This is a genomic window from Aquamicrobium sp. (genome assembly GCF_023954335.1).
In the GTDB taxonomy this organism is placed as follows: domain Bacteria; phylum Pseudomonadota; class Alphaproteobacteria; order Rhizobiales; family Rhizobiaceae; genus Aerobium.
The window spans coordinates 381,815-395,084 of sequence record NZ_JAMLIE010000001.1 but is presented as its reverse complement, the minus strand read 5'-3'; the positions used below and the strand labels follow the sequence as shown (position 1 = coordinate 395,084).

Annotated in this window: 15 protein-coding genes; 9 read left to right on the top strand and 6 right to left on the bottom strand. The window is 66.5% G+C overall.

The genetic code is table 11. The features are described 5' to 3' along the window. Position 1: 1 nt before the first annotated feature. The 6 genes from M9945_RS02005 to M9945_RS01980 are packed head-to-tail and all read right to left on the bottom strand — an operon-like array spanning position 2 to position 6,057. Entirely contained in the window at positions 2–778 is a 777-nt protein-coding gene (locus M9945_RS02005; RefSeq protein WP_367929170.1) for an enoyl-CoA hydratase-related protein, read from the bottom strand. Further along, positions 775–1,953, bottom strand: coding sequence for a CaiB/BaiF CoA transferase family protein (locus M9945_RS02000; protein ID WP_367929169.1), 1,179 nt, complete (start codon positions 1,951–1,953; stop codon positions 775–777). The genes M9945_RS02005 and M9945_RS02000 overlap by 4 nt, the downstream gene beginning before the upstream one ends. Before the next feature lie 13 nt (positions 1,954–1,966). Next, positions 1,967–3,319, bottom strand: a complete 1,353-nt coding sequence (locus M9945_RS01995; RefSeq protein WP_367929168.1) for an FAD-dependent oxidoreductase — start codon at positions 3,317–3,319, stop codon at positions 1,967–1,969. Between the two features lie 35 nt (positions 3,320–3,354). Continuing rightward, positions 3,355–4,185, bottom strand: a complete 831-nt coding sequence (locus M9945_RS01990) for an ABC transporter permease (RefSeq protein WP_367929167.1) — start codon at positions 4,183–4,185, stop codon at positions 3,355–3,357. Between the two features lies 1 nt (position 4,186). After that, positions 4,187–5,008, bottom strand: coding sequence for an ABC transporter ATP-binding protein (locus M9945_RS01985; protein WP_367929166.1), 822 nt, complete (start codon positions 5,006–5,008; stop codon positions 4,187–4,189). Positions 5,009–5,022: 14 nt separating this feature from the next. Then, positions 5,023–6,057, bottom strand: a complete 1,035-nt coding sequence (locus M9945_RS01980; protein ID WP_367943212.1) for an ABC transporter substrate-binding protein — start codon at positions 6,055–6,057, stop codon at positions 5,023–5,025. A 197-nt stretch (positions 6,058–6,254) separates the two neighbouring features. Here M9945_RS01980 and M9945_RS01975 point away from each other — a divergent pair, with 197 nt between their 5' ends. From M9945_RS01975 to ureG, 9 genes are all read left to right on the top strand, one after another. Next, positions 6,255–7,208: a LysR family transcriptional regulator gene (locus M9945_RS01975; RefSeq protein WP_367943211.1), complete on the top strand. Its 954-nt coding sequence runs from the start codon at positions 6,255–6,257 to the stop codon at positions 7,206–7,208. 478 nt (positions 7,209–7,686) lie between these two features. Next, on the top strand, positions 7,687–8,520 hold the full coding sequence (locus M9945_RS01970) for an urease accessory protein UreD (RefSeq protein ID WP_367943210.1): 834 nt from the start codon (positions 7,687–7,689) through the stop codon (positions 8,518–8,520). Positions 8,521–8,530: 10 nt separating this feature from the next. Beyond that, positions 8,531–8,833: an urease subunit gamma gene (locus tag M9945_RS01965; protein ID WP_367929162.1), complete on the top strand. Its 303-nt coding sequence runs from the start codon at positions 8,531–8,533 to the stop codon at positions 8,831–8,833. An 18-nt stretch (positions 8,834–8,851) separates the two neighbouring features. After that, complete coding sequence (locus tag M9945_RS01960) at positions 8,852–9,439, top strand: HupE/UreJ family protein (protein WP_367943209.1); 588 nt, start codon at positions 8,852–8,854, stop codon at positions 9,437–9,439. Positions 9,440–9,441: 2 nt separating this feature from the next. Then, complete coding sequence (locus M9945_RS01955; RefSeq protein ID WP_367929220.1) at positions 9,442–9,747, top strand: urease subunit beta; 306 nt, start codon at positions 9,442–9,444, stop codon at positions 9,745–9,747. After that, positions 9,747–11,459, top strand: a complete 1,713-nt coding sequence (gene ureC, locus M9945_RS01950; RefSeq protein WP_367943208.1) for an urease subunit alpha — start codon at positions 9,747–9,749, stop codon at positions 11,457–11,459. Before M9945_RS01955 ends, ureC begins: the two co-directional genes overlap by 1 nt. A gap of 6 nt (positions 11,460–11,465) precedes the next feature. Further along, positions 11,466–11,927 (top strand): urease accessory protein UreE, encoded by a 462-nt coding sequence (locus M9945_RS01945; protein ID WP_367943207.1) that lies wholly within the window; start codon positions 11,466–11,468, stop codon positions 11,925–11,927. Continuing rightward, positions 11,902–12,588: an urease accessory protein UreF gene (locus M9945_RS01940; RefSeq protein WP_367943206.1), complete on the top strand. Its 687-nt coding sequence runs from the start codon at positions 11,902–11,904 to the stop codon at positions 12,586–12,588. Before M9945_RS01945 ends, M9945_RS01940 begins: the two co-directional genes overlap by 26 nt. Continuing rightward, positions 12,585–13,211, top strand: coding sequence for an urease accessory protein UreG (ureG, locus tag M9945_RS01935; protein WP_367943205.1), 627 nt, complete (start codon positions 12,585–12,587; stop codon positions 13,209–13,211). The genes M9945_RS01940 and ureG overlap by 4 nt, the downstream gene beginning before the upstream one ends. Positions 13,212–13,270 lie beyond the last annotated feature (59 nt).

The window sequence follows — 13,270 nt, the reverse complement described above, 5'->3', positions numbered from 1 at the left end:
CCTACCGGCCCTTCCAGTTCGGCGCCCGCTTCTCCACGAAGGCCGCGACGCCTTCGTCCTGGTCCTGCGACTGCAGCGCCTCGACCAGCTGCGGCAGGCGCAGCATCTGGGCTTCTTTCGGTCCCATCCCCTCGCCGGCGCGCACCAGCGCCTTCACCGCCCGCACCGACAGCGGCGCGCAGGCGAGGATGTCGGCCACCCAGCGGTCGACCGCGCCGTCGAGATCGTCATGGGGAACGACCTCGTTGACGAGGCCGAAGCCCTGCGCCGTCGCGGCGTCGATGCGGCGGCCGGTGACCAGCATGCCCATGGCGTGGACATAGGGGATGCGCCGCGCGAGCAGCGCGATGCCGCCGTCGAGGGCGAGCCGGCCGACCCGCGGCTCGGGCAGGCCGAACGTCGCCTTCTCGGATGCAACGACGATGTCGCAGCCGAGGACCATCTCCATGCCGCCGCCCAGCGCATGGCCGTTGACGCGGGCGATCACGGGAATGTCGAGCGTGTCGCGCAGCGCGATGCCGCCATAGCCGCCCGGCCTGTGGTGCGCCCAGTATTCGAGGCCGCTGGAATGCGAGACCTTCTTCATGTCCGAGCCGACACAGAAAGCGCGATCCCCCGCCCCGGTCAGCACCGCCACGCGCACGTCGCGATTGGCCTCGATGCTGGACCACGCATCCATCAGCGCGGCTTCCGTATCGGCATCTATGGCGTTGAGGCGCTCGGGACGGTCGATGGTGATCCGCGCGACATGATTCTCGATGGAAAAATGAACTGTCATGAGAGTATTCCTGTCTGCTTGAGCCCGGCGATCCGCGCGCTCGAATAGCCCAGATCCGCGAGAACCGCTTCACCGTCGGCTCCGAGCTTCGGGGGCACGTGGCGGATGCGGAAGGCGTCGTTCTCCAGACGCAGGGGCGTCCCGATCGCGCGCAGCGACTGCTCGCCGGCCACCTCGACCACGGTGCCGTTGACGACGGTCTGCTGATGCGCCAGCGCCTCCTCCATGGTCAGGATCGGCGCGCACAGCAGGTCCTGCTCCTCGAGCCGGCCGATCCAGTAGGCGGTCGTGTTGCCCGCGAACCGCTCGGCGAAAGCGGACTGGAGATGCGAGCGGTTGGCTTTCTGCGCCAGCGGCGTCTCGAAACGGGGATCCCGCCACATCTCGCCGAGGTCGAGCGCGGCGCAGATGTCGCGCAACGGCTCGCTCTTGAAGGCGCCGACGAGGACGAGCGCCCCGTCCGAGGTCGCGAATGCGCCCGTCAACGGCATCGCCCCCCAGTTGAGCTCCTTGCGTTCCTGCAGCCACACCGCCGCTTCCTGCGTCTGCATGGCGAGCATGGATTCGAACAGCGAGACCGACACGCGCTGCCCGACTCCCGTGCGGTTGCGCTGGAGCAGCGCCAGCAGGATCGCCTGCGCGAGATGCATGCCGGCGGTATAGTCGCAAAGGCAGGTCGAATAGACGGAATACGGGGTGGCGGGGTCGGGCCGCCGGGCCATCACCCCCGACAGCGCCTGTGCCAGAACGTCCTGCCCGCCCTTGTGGGACAGCGGGCCGTCGGCGCCGAAGCCGGTTCCCGAGGCGAAGATGATGCCGGGGTTGAGCTTGCGCAACGCGTCGTAGCCGAAGCCCATCCGGTCCATCACCCCGGCCCGGAAGTTGTTGACCACCACGTCGGCTTTGCGGGCGAGATCATAGATGATCTCCTTGCCTTCGGCCGAGCGCAGGTCGAGCGCGATCGAGCGCTTGTTGCGGTTCATGCTGCGATAGACGGGATTGTCGGGGTCGCCGTCCTCGGACCAGCGCGAAAGATCGCCCTGGCCCGGACGTTCGATTTTGATGACGTCGGCGCCGTAATCGGCCAGGACGAGCGTCGAGACAGGTCCCAGCATCGCCTGCGTAAAGTCGATGACGGTGATACCGGAAAGCGGCTGCGTGTCCGAAGACGACATCAATGGCTCCTCATTATTCGGCTGCGATCGTGAAGGTGGCATTGGACGCCGGCTGGTCGCCGGGGTCCGCGCCCTGCGCGCGCAGCCGCCGCTGCACGGTGGCGACGTCGACCTTGTCGACGCCGACGCCCTGTTCGAGCGCCACGGCGGCGGCGACTCCCGCGGCCTCGCCCATCGCCATGCAGGGCGGTATCTCGCGAGAGGTGCGCTGCGCCGCGGCCGTCGAGGAATAATGGCGGCCCGCCACCAACAGCTGCTTCACGCCCTTCGGCAGCAGCGTGCGGTAGGGATAGTAGTAGTCGCGGCCGCGGGCGACCGAATCGGCGAAATGCCGGCGCGACGCGACGTCCTCCTTGGTCATCACATATTCGCCCTCGAGCAGCCGCGAGGTCCGCACGCCGAGCTGCGGCGCGACATCGACCACGAACGCATTGGCGAAGCCGGGGATCTTCGCCCGCGCGAACTCCACGAGCGCGGCGATCCGTTCACGTCCCCGCGCGTCCGCCCGCGTGAGGTCCTCCACGGAGGTGCCGTCGAAACCGGCCATGTGCGGGCAGTTGCACCATATGATGCCGGGCAGCGGCGTCTTGAGCCACCAGCGCTCCCACGAGCCGCCGATGATCCGCTTGGCCTCGCGGTCGAGCTTGGCGAAAGCCTCCGGCTCCTCGAACTCGAAACGCTCGGCTTCCGCCGCGTCGATGCCGCCGAGCCGGAAGACCGTCGTGACGATGAAGGAGCCGTGGCTGTGCGGCGCGCCGGCCGAGGCCGCCACGTCGAGGTCCCCGGTCGCGTCGATCACCACCTTGCCGAGGACAGCCTGGCGGCCGGCCTTGGATTCGCAGATCACCCCCTTGACCACGCCGTCCTCGACGATGGTCCTGGAGAACCAGCTATGCAGGCGCAGATTGACCCCGGCGTCGGCGACGATGTCGTTCGAGGCCCGCTTGAAGCCGTCGGGGTCGAAGGCCGAGGCGTAGCAGACGGGTTGCGGCTTGGTGTGGCCGTAGAAATTATAGGTGCCCCACCGCGCCCATTTGCGGAACTTGGCCTCGTCGGCGATCCAGTCCTCTTCCGGCGGCGTGACGCACAGGCCCATCCCGGTCATGCGCTCGATGAGCTCGGAGCACAGCCCGCGCACCGTCACCTCATTGCCGTTGCACATGTCGTCGAGCACCAGCACCATGCCGCCCGAGGCCAGGCCGCCGAGATAGGGGTAGCGCTCAAGCAGCGTCACCGAGAGCCCGTTGCGCGCGCCGGAGACGGCGGCGGCGATGCCGGCGGGCCCGCCGCCGACGACGACGAGGTCCGCCTCCGCGACGACCGGGACCTTGCCGGCCGCCTCATCGATCATAGAATGCGAAGTCATCCGATTCCTCCCGAAAAACCAGCGTTGGGGCGCAATCAGCGCGCCGCAGCGTTCCAGTAGATGAACCTGCGCTCCAGCCAGGAGATCACACCGAAGAAGGTGGCCGAGAAGACCGAGCCTACAACGATGGTGGCGTAAAGAAGCGGCGAGTCGAAATTGTAGGTGGCCTGGATGATCAGTGCGCCGATGCCCACCGACGCCCCGATCCATTCGCCGACGATGGCGCCGATCACGGCTGTCGAGGCGGCGATCTTCAGCGCCGAGAACAGGTAGGGCATGGCGTTCCTGAAGCGGACCTTGAGGAACACCTCCCGCTGGGAAGCCGACAGCACATGCATCAGCTCGAGCTGCTGCGGGTTCACGTCGCGCAGGCCGCGCGTCATGTTGACCAGGGTCGGAAAGAAGCAGATCAGAGCCGCTATGGCGATCTTGGGCTCCATGCCGTTGCCCAGCAGCAGCACCAGGATCGGCGCCTTCGCGACCACCGGAATCGTGTTGATCATGACCGCGATCGGAAAAAATGCCTCCTCGACGCTCTGGCGGTACGCGAAGGCCGTCGCGATCAGGATCGCGGCGATGTTGCCGAGCGCGAAGCCGGCGATCGCCTCGATGGCCGTGGGCAAGAGGTTCTGCATCAGCATCGGGAACTTGTTGACCAGGACCGTGAAGACGGCGCTCGGCGCGGGCGCGATGAAGGGCTTGACGTCGAAGACCCGCACGCCGACCTCCCACAGGACGAGCAGGATGAGGAAGGTCGCGATCGGCAGCAGGCGCCGCCGCCATACGAGCCGTCGCTTGGCGGCTGCGTAGGCCGCCTGCGCCTCGTCATTGTCCGAGAAGGCGCCGAGAGTGGCTGCGTCGGCCATGTCAGCAGGTCTCCAATACGCTCCGCAGTTTCGTCACCAGCGAGACGAATTGCGGCGTTTCACGAACCGCGATCCGGCGCGGCGAGGGCAGGTCGACGGATATCAGGTCGCGCACCCGGCCCGGGCGCGCGGCGAGAAGCAGGACCTGCTGGCCCAGGAACGCCGCCTCGTAGATGGAATGGGTGACGAACAGGATGGTGGTCCCGGTTCGCTCCCATACCGAAAGGAGCTCCTCGTTGAGGCGGTCGCGGGTGATCTCGTCGAGCGCCCCGAACGGCTCGTCCATAAGCAACAGCTTCGGCCCGGAAACGAGGGCGCGCGCTATGGACACGCGCTGGCGCATGCCGCCGGAAAGCTCGTGGGGAAAAGCCTTTTCCCAGCCGGACAGGCCAACGAGATCCAGCAATTCGCGCGGATCCCGCGCCCGTCCCTTCGGCGCGCCGCCGCCCACCTCGAGCGGCAGGGTGACGTTGTCGATCACAGTGCGCCAGGGCAACAGCGCAGCATCCTGGAACACGAAGCCGATGTCGCGGCGCGACCTCGCCTCGGCCGGCGGCCCTCCGAGCACGGTCGCCGTGCCGCTGGATGGCCGCAAGATGTCAGCGACCACCCGCAGCAGTGTGGACTTGCCGCAACCGGACGGCCCCAGCAGGGTCAGGAAGCCTCCGGTCGCCACGACGAGATCGATGCCCTCCAGCGCGGCAATCGTCCCCCGCTCCGTGGTGAAGCGCACCGAGACGTCGCGCAGTTCGACTGCGGCGCCCGACGGTTCCGGCTTTGGCAGCTCGCCGCTGCGGGCGAGTCCGGTCGCAGCAAGGCTCATGGCGGCCGCCTCCATCAGCCCAGCTTGGGGCGGACGTCGGCGGTCGCGTCGAGGATCGACGAGGTGATGACGTCGTCGATCTTCGGCGCTCCGGCCGAGAACTGGTCGAGCTCGTCGTAGATGTCGATCTGCTGCTGCCACACGTCGCGGTCGAAGCTTCCCCAGCCGTTCTTCGCGGTCTGCTTGTTGAACGCGAAGGTCAGGGCCACCTTGACCGAGGCGAGCTGGTCTTCCGCATTCAGGTTGGGCAGCTCCTTGACCAGCATCTCGACGGCCTTTTCCGGATTCTCGCGGGCGAAGCCCCAGCCTTTTCCGGCCGCGCGCAGGAAACCGGCAAGCACCTCAGGGTGGTTCTCGATCGTGTCGTGCGTCGCATAATAGGGGCACGCATAGAGCCTGACGCCGGTGTCCCACAGCCGCATCGTCACCAGGCCTTCGCCCAGCGGCTTAAGCGCCGCGACGTTGGAGATCCAGCCGGCGACCGTGTCGACCTGTCCGGTCAGCAGCGGCGTGTAGTCGGAGCCGATCGTGATCACCTCGACGTCGGATTCGTCGATGTTGTTCTTGCGCAGGAGCGCGCTCAGCAGGACCTTGCCGGTAGCCTGGATGCCGACCTTCTTGCCGATCATGTCCTGCGGCGTCCGGATCGGCTTCGCGGGAAGCGAGAAGAAGGTGTGCGGATGCTCCTGGAACCCGACCGCGAAGCATTTGACGGGAATGCCCTGGGAAGCGGCCAGCATCAGCGAAGGGCTGGACGTGACCTGACCGAGCTCGTACCGGCCGGACGCCACGATGGCGACGCCGTCGATGGACGGGCCGCCCGGCTGGATCGCCAGGTTCAGGCCCTCTTCCTCGAAATAGCCGAGGTTCCTGGCCACCACCTCGCCGAGCTGCTCGCTGCTCGGCAGCCAGCCAAGCTGCATGTTGATGGTGCGTGTGCCCGACTGGGCAAAGCCCCGCGTCGAGACGACGGTCGGCGCCGCGAGCGCCGCCGCGGCGGCCGCGCCCGTCCTGAAAAGCGAACGACGCGACATGACAGTGTGAATCATCGGATAGTCCTCCATACGGCCAAGCCGTTTGCGAAGCTGCGCGAAACGTTGCCATGTCGTTTGCTGTGTGCCGGTTCTGTCGCCGGACGACTGGTTCCCCAACGTAACTGCGATCTTAAGTGTGGCAAGGTGCGCGCGAGAAGCATAAAGATTCGATACAGGCGCTGCCAAAAAGGCATCACTAGCGAGGTGACGACATGCATGCTTCCGTGTTGCGCTATATCGACCAGGTAGCCCGTCTCGGATCGATCCGCCGCGCGGCCTCCGTGCTCAACGTGGCGTCGTCAGCGGTCAACCGGCAGATTCTCAAGCTCGAGGCCGAAATCGGCACGCCCTTGTTCGAGCGCGCCGGGAACGGGGTGCGGCCGACACCCGCGGGCGACTTCGTCATCCGTCACGCCCGCGAAACCCTGGCGCGATGGCAGACCGTCACGAGCGAGGTCACTGCGCTCTCGGGGGACCTGCATGGCGAGGTGCGCATTCTGGCTATCCCGGCCTCCATCGTCCAGATCATCCCCCGTGCCGTGAGCATCCTGTGCAAGGCTCACCCCAACATTTCCTTCGGCATCGTCGAGGCGTCGCCCAAGGAGGTGGCGGAGGAAATGCGCGCGAGGCGGCCCGACCTCGCGATCGTCTTCATCGACCGCAGGCATGGCGGCTACGAGGTTCTCTCCCAGCTCCCGCTCCGTCTCGGCGCCGTCATGAAGCCGGACCATCCGCTCGCGGGCCGGCGGGAGCTGACCCTGACCGAATGCGCGGCCTATCCGGTGGTGATGCTGAGCGACCCATGGCTGCTCAACGCCACGGCCGAAACGGAATTCACCCATAGCGGAGCCCAGTTCCGCTCGACCGTGCTGACCAATTCCCTGCAGATGACCAAGGAGATCATGCATGCGGGAATCGGCATCGGATTCTTCACGCCGGTCGGCTTCATGCGGGAGCTGCAGTCCGGCGAGCTCGTCCACATACCGCTTCAGGAACCGGGGCTGCGGCAGAGCGAGGTCGGTCTGCTCATCCATCGCGAACGGCAGAACTGGCCCACCGTCAGGACGGTCGCCGCGCATCTGATGACCGAGTTCGCGACGGTCGCCACCGAAATCCGCGAGATCGCTGCGGCTGCGGAACGACGCAAAGCCGCTGCGGTCCGCTGACTGCGTTCCACAGCACGCCCGCCTTGCACCGCCCTGCATCGGGAAGCGTGTTCTTTCTGGGCCGAAAGCCCTCCGGCCAAGACGACGACAAGTCCGGCACGATGGCCATGCCGGGCCTGCAATTCGCCAGTATGCAGCGTATATCGCGCTGCAAATCGGCGCGGACCGGAGGTTTGCCGGAGAAGCCGGCGGCAACGCCTGCGTACGATGGAGAGATCGGTGCTCTTTCGTGCTGCCATGAGATTCTGATCCCATGGAAGCGGACTGTGGCGATGGCCTGTGCACCTGCCGCCCGCTTTTTGGGCAGTTTGCGACCTTGCCTGCCGCCGTCGATCGGCCGGTGCGGCGATACGGGCGCCGACTTGAGGCCCCCGCATGTGGCATGATCCTTGCAGTGCTTCGCTCGGCAAAGCGTAGGCAGGAAAGCATGGGCGAGACCAGATCATCCTGTGAAACCGATATTGCGGCGGGTTGAAGGGTGACCGCCTTCCCCTTGCTTGATCCTCCCGTTGCGCGCCTGCAACGCGCCGAGGGGACGGCGCGGCTGGGCTTCCGGCATGACGGGAGATCGACGCGGCTGACGACGCTTTTTCAGGATGGCTGCGCCAGGGTCGGCCTGCCGCATCCCCTGCCGGACCTGCCTCTGGAGGCGATCCTGATCAATACGGCAGGCGGATTGGCCGGTGGAGATCGCATCGCTGTCAAGATCGACCTGGGCAAGCGGGCCCTGGCGACCATCACCACGCAAGCCTGCGAACGCATCTACCGCTCCACCGGTCTGGATGCGCTGGTCGAAAACCGGCTGATGCTCGGCGCCGGCGCCAGACTGGCCTGGCTGCCGCAGGAAACCATTCTCTTCGATGGCGGCCGTCTGTCGCGGCGGCTGGAGGTCGATCTTGAGGGCGATGCCGATCTGCTTGCCGTGGAGGCGGTGCTGTTCGGCCGCGCCGCCATGGGAGAAGTGCTGCGCCACGGCCTGTTGCACGATCGCTGGCGTGTCCGTCGCGACGGCCGGCTGATTTTCGCAGAGGATTTTCGTGTGTCCGGCGATATCGCCGCGCAGCTGGCCCGAACGGCTTCGCTCGGCGGCCGCGTGGCCATGGCGACTATCCTTTGTACGGCCGCCGCGCCGGAACGGCTGCTGGACGCGGTCCGCGCCCGCCTGGGGGAGACGGGCGGAGCGAGCGCCTGGGACGGCAAGCTGGTGATCCGTCTCGTCGCGCCCACCGGCCTTGCCTTGCGGCAACGCCTCGAACCGATCCTTTCCCTCATGCTGGCCGGACGTGCGCTGCCGAAGGTCTGGCATTCATAGGATTATCGTCATGAACCTTACCCCTCGTGAAAAGGACAAGCTGCTGATCGCGATGGCGGCCATCGTGGCGCGAAGGCGGCTTGAGCGTGGCCTCAGGCTGAACCACCCGGAGGCCATCGCGCTGATCACCGATTTCGTGGTCGAGGGCGCGCGCGACGGGCATTCGGTCGCCGACCTGATGGAGGCAGGCGCGCATGTCGTTTCCCGCGAGCAGGTGATGGAAGGCATCGCCGAGATGATTCACGACGTGCAGGTCGAGGCGACGTTCCCCGACGGAACCAAGCTCGTGACCGTGCATCAGCCGATCCGCTAGCTTTTGAAGGGCAAACCGATGAAAAGACTGTTCCTCACCCTGCTGCTGACCGGCGCAGCCACAAGCCCCGCCTTCGCTCACCTCGATCCGGTGGAGCATGGCTCGTTCGCTGCGGGATTCTCGCATCCGCTGACAGGGGCCGATCACCTGCTCGCCATGATCGCCGTCGGCCTCTGGGCGTCGCTGATCGGCGGGCGGGCGCTGTGGGCCGTGCCCGCCGCCTTCGTCGCGGCGATGACCGCCGGATTTCTGGCGGCCCTCGGGGGGTTCGGCCTGCCCTTCGTCGAGCCGGCCATTGCCGCTTCCGTCGTGGTGATCGGGCTTCTGGCGCTCGTCGCGCTGCAGGTTCCCGCTGCCGTGGGAATGGTCATCGTCGGTTTCTTCGCGGTGTTCCACGGCTATGCCCATGGACTTGAGCTTGGCGGCGCGAGCGGCCTTGCCTTCATGGCGGGGTTCGTGGCGGCCACCGCCCTGCTGCATGGCGCGGGCGTGGCGCTCGGCCTTGGCATCGGCGCCATTGCCGGCGGGCGAGCCGGGCGGCTCGCGGCGCGGATTGCCGGTGGCCTGACGGCGCTCGGCGGCCTCTGGCTCGTGGCGGGGGCATGACCATGATCCCCGGAGAAATCATCACGCCCGACGGCGAGATCGTGCTGAATGCCGGAGCCGAGCCGTTGACGCTCACCGTCGCCAATACCGGCGACCGGCCGATCCAGGTCGGCTCGCACTATCATTTCCTGGAGGCCAATCCGGCGCTTGCCTTCGAGCGGGCCGCCGCACGCGGAATGCGCCTCGATATCGCCGCGGGTACTGCTGTCCGTTTCGAGCCGGGTCAGGAGCGCATCGTGCGGCTCGTGCCGATCGGCGGCGGGCGCGAGATCTACGGCTTCCGCCAGCAGGTGATGGGGAAGCTCTGATGCCAGCCCAGCTCTCCCGCGCCGCCTATGCGCAGATGTACGGCCCGACCGTCGGCGACCGCGTTCGGCTGGCCGATACCGAATTGTTCATCGAGGTCGAGAAGGATTTCACCCTCTATGGCGAGGAGGTGAAATTCGGCGGCGGCAAGGTGATCCGCGACGGCATGGGCCAGAGCCAGACGACCCGTGCCGAAGGAGCGGTCGATACCGTCATCACCAATGCGCTGATCGTCGACCACTGGGGCATCGTCAAGGCGGATGTCGGCCTGAAGGACGGGCTGGTTTTCAGGATCGGCAAGGCCGGGAACCCCGATACGCAGGCCGGCGTCGACATCGTCATCGGCCCCGGTACGGAAATCATCGCGGGAGAGGGGCGCATCCTCACGGCCGGCGGCATCGACGCGCATATCCATTTCATCTGTCCGCAGCAGATCGAGGAGGCGCTGATGTCCGGCGTCACCACGATGCTCGGCGGCGGCACCGGCCCGGCGCATGGCACGCTCGCCACGACCTGCACGCCGGGGCCGTGGCATCTGGCGCGGATGATCCAATCCTTCGACGCCTTCCCGATCAATCTCGGCCTTTCCGGAAAAGGCAATGCCTCGAAGCCGGCGGCGCTCGTCGAGATGATCGAGGGCGGGGCGTGCGCCCTGAAGCTGCACGAGGACTGGGGCACCACCCCCGCCGCGATCGACAATTGCCTCGCCGTTGCCGACGACTACGACGTGCAGGTGATGATCCACACCGACACGCTTAACGAAAGCGGCTTCGTGGAGGATACCATCGCCGCCTTCAAGGGCCGCACCATCCATGCCTTCCATACCGAAGGGGCTGGCGGCGGCCATGCGCCGGACATCATCCGGGTCTGCGGCCTTTCCAACGTCATCCCGTCCTCGACCAATCCGACGCGGCCTTATACGAAGAACACCATCGCCGAGCATCTCGACATGCTGATGGTCTGCCACCACCTGTCGCCGTCGATCCCCGAGGACATCGCTTTCGCCGAAAGCCGCATCCGCAAGGAGACCATCGCGGCGGAGGATATCCTGCACGATATCGGCGCATTCTCGATCATCTCCTCAGACAGCCAGGCGATGGGCCGCGTCGGCGAGGTGCCGATCCGCACCTGGCAGACGGCCCACAAGATGAAGGTACAGCGCGGTCGCCTGCCCGACGAAACCGGCGACAACGACAATCTGCGGGTTCGCCGCTACATCGCCAAATATACGATCAACCCCGCCATCGCGCAGGGGCTGTCGAAGCATGTCGGCTCCGTCGAGGCGGGCAAGCGCGCCGATTTGGTATTGTGGAACCCGGCCTTTTTCGGCGTCAAGCCGGATATGGTGCTGGTCGGCGGCACCATCGCCGCCGCCCCGATGGGCGATCCGAACGCCTCGATCCCGACCCCGCAGCCGGTGCATTACCGGCCGATGTTCGGCGCGTATGGACGTGCTCCCGCGCTTTCGTCCGTCACCTTCGTCAGCAAGGCAGCGATGGAGAACGGACTTCGGGCGCGCCTCGGCGTGACCAAGGCGATGGTCGCGGTCGAAAACACACGCGGCGGCCTTTCCAAGGCGTCGATGGTCCTCAATGACATGACCCCGCATATCGAGGTCGATCCCGAAACCTACGAAGTGCGCGCCGACGGCGAACTGCTCACCTGCGAGCCCGCCACGGTGCTGCCCATGGCGCAACGCTATTTCCTGTTCTGAACGATCATGCTGCACGCGATTTCCCACACCCGTCACAGCCATGCCGAACTCGCCGGTACCCTTCTGCTCGATCACGGCGACCGGCATCTGCGCCGCAAGCTTCTCACGACATGCGAGGGCGAGAAGCTGATGATCGATCTTCCCGAGCCGGTGCTCCTTGCCCATGGCGACGCGCTCGTGCTCGAGGATGGCCGCATCGTCGTCATCCTCGCCGCGGTGGAGAATCTCTACGAGGTCCAGCCAGGCCCGGTGGCGCCGCTGCGTCATCTTGCCTGGCATCTCGGCAACCGGCATGTCGCCGCCCAGGTCGACGAGGACCGCATCCTCATCCGCCGCGATCATGTCATCCGGGAAATGCTGGAAGGGCTGGGAGCAACCGTTGGCGAGGTGAGCGAGCGTTTCCAGCCGGTGCACGGGGCCTACCACCATCACGGAGGCGGCCATGGCCACCATCATCACCATGACTGAGGCGCGAGCCACCTGGCCAAGGCTCCTGAGCTGGATGTCGCCCGCCTTTCCGGTCGGGGCCTTCGCCTATAGCCACGGGCTGGAGCGGGCGATCCACGACGGTCTGCTGCATGACCGGGAAACGCTGACGGATTGGCTTTCGGCGCTGCTGACGTCGGGTTCCGGCTGGAACGATGCCGTGCTTCTTGCCGCCGCCTGGCGGAATGCGGCGGAAGGCGGCGATGCCCGCGCGATCGCCGAAATCGCCGAGGCCATGGCCGGCTCGCGCGAGCGGCATATGGAAACCACCCTCCAGGGCGCCGCGTTCGCGCAGGCGGTCCGTATATGGGAAGGGGGAACTGGCGAAGAAGACGACATCCCGGCCATCGCCTATCCCGTCGCGGCGGGGATCGCAGCGGCCCGTCACGGCGTGGCTCTCGCCGATGCGCTGACGGCCTATTTGCACGCCTTCGCCGCCAATCTGGTCCAGGCCGCGCAGCGGCTCGTGCCGCTCGGGCAGCGCGACGGCGTCCGGGCGATGGCGGCGCTCGAGCCGGTCGTCCTGCTAGCCGGCGCACGGGCAAGCGTAGCGACCCTCGACGATCTCGGCTCGGCCACCCCCATGTCGGAGATCATGTCGATGAAACATGAAGTCCAGTATTCACGGGTATTCAGATCATGAGATCCCCCAACGGCCCCTTGCGCGTCGGCATCGGCGGCCCGGTCGGCGCGGGCAAGACCACGCTGACCGAGATGCTGTGCAAGGCGATGCGCGACGATTATTCAATCGCCGTCGTCACCAACGACATCTTCACCAAGGAGGATGCGCTGATCCTCAACCGGGTTCAGGCGCTTGGCGAGGAGCGCATTCTCGGCGTCGAGACGGGAGGGTGCCCGCATACCGCCATTCGCGAGGACGCCTCGATCAATCTCGCCGCCATCGCCGAGATGTGCCGGCGCTTTCCCGATCTCGACGTGGTGTTCGTGGAATCGGGAGGCGACAATCTCGCCGCCACCTTCTCGCCCGACCTCGCCGATCTCACTCTCTACGTCATCGACGTTGCCGGCGGCGAGAAGATTCCCCGCAAGGGCGGTCCCGGCATCACGCGCTCCGATCTGCTCATCATCAACAAGATGGATCTGGCTCCTTATGTCGGCGCGGACCTCGACACGATGCGCGCCGACACCGCGCTGCAGCGGGGAACGCGGCCGTTCGTCTTTACCGACATGCGTCGCCGTCAGGGGCTGGACGAGATCGTGGAATTTCTGGTCCGGAACGCCGGGCTCGTTCCCCGACAGCGCTGAGGCGAATCCTGAAATTGCCGACCGTCCTTAAAATGTGCAGTTGCACTCCTGATCGGCGC

Bases quoted from the DNA above. Each gene is read 5' to 3' on its own strand.
- M9945_RS01960 (WP_367943209.1), top strand. From the start codon at position 8,852: ATGAAAAGACTGTTCCTCACCCTGCTGCTGACCGGCGCAGCCACAAGC.
- M9945_RS02000 (WP_367929169.1), bottom strand. From the start codon at position 1,953: ATGTCGTCTTCGGACACGCAGCCGCTTTCCGGTATCACCGTCATCGAC.
- ureC (WP_367943208.1), top strand. From the start codon at position 9,747: ATGCCAGCCCAGCTCTCCCGCGCCGCCTATGCGCAGATGTACGGCCCG.
- ureG (WP_367943205.1), top strand. From the start codon at position 12,585: ATGAGATCCCCCAACGGCCCCTTGCGCGTCGGCATCGGCGGCCCGGTC.
- M9945_RS01945 (WP_367943207.1), top strand. From the start codon at position 11,466: ATGCTGCACGCGATTTCCCACACCCGTCACAGCCATGCCGAACTCGCC.
- M9945_RS01980 (WP_367943212.1), bottom strand. From the start codon at position 6,057: ATGATTCACACTGTCATGTCGCGTCGTTCGCTTTTCAGGACGGGCGCG.
- M9945_RS01990 (WP_367929167.1), bottom strand. From the start codon at position 4,185: ATGGCCGACGCAGCCACTCTCGGCGCCTTCTCGGACAATGACGAGGCG.
- M9945_RS01940 (WP_367943206.1), top strand. From the start codon at position 11,902: ATGGCCACCATCATCACCATGACTGAGGCGCGAGCCACCTGGCCAAGG.
- M9945_RS01995 (WP_367929168.1), bottom strand. From the start codon at position 3,319: ATGACTTCGCATTCTATGATCGATGAGGCGGCCGGCAAGGTCCCGGTC.
- M9945_RS01955 (WP_367929220.1), top strand. From the start codon at position 9,442: ATGATCCCCGGAGAAATCATCACGCCCGACGGCGAGATCGTGCTGAAT.
- M9945_RS02005 (WP_367929170.1), bottom strand. From the start codon at position 778: ATGACAGTTCATTTTTCCATCGAGAATCATGTCGCGCGGATCACCATC.
- M9945_RS01965 (WP_367929162.1), top strand. From the start codon at position 8,531: ATGAACCTTACCCCTCGTGAAAAGGACAAGCTGCTGATCGCGATGGCG.
- M9945_RS01985 (WP_367929166.1), bottom strand. From the start codon at position 5,008: ATGAGCCTTGCTGCGACCGGACTCGCCCGCAGCGGCGAGCTGCCAAAG.
- M9945_RS01975 (WP_367943211.1), top strand. From the start codon at position 6,255: ATGCATGCTTCCGTGTTGCGCTATATCGACCAGGTAGCCCGTCTCGGA.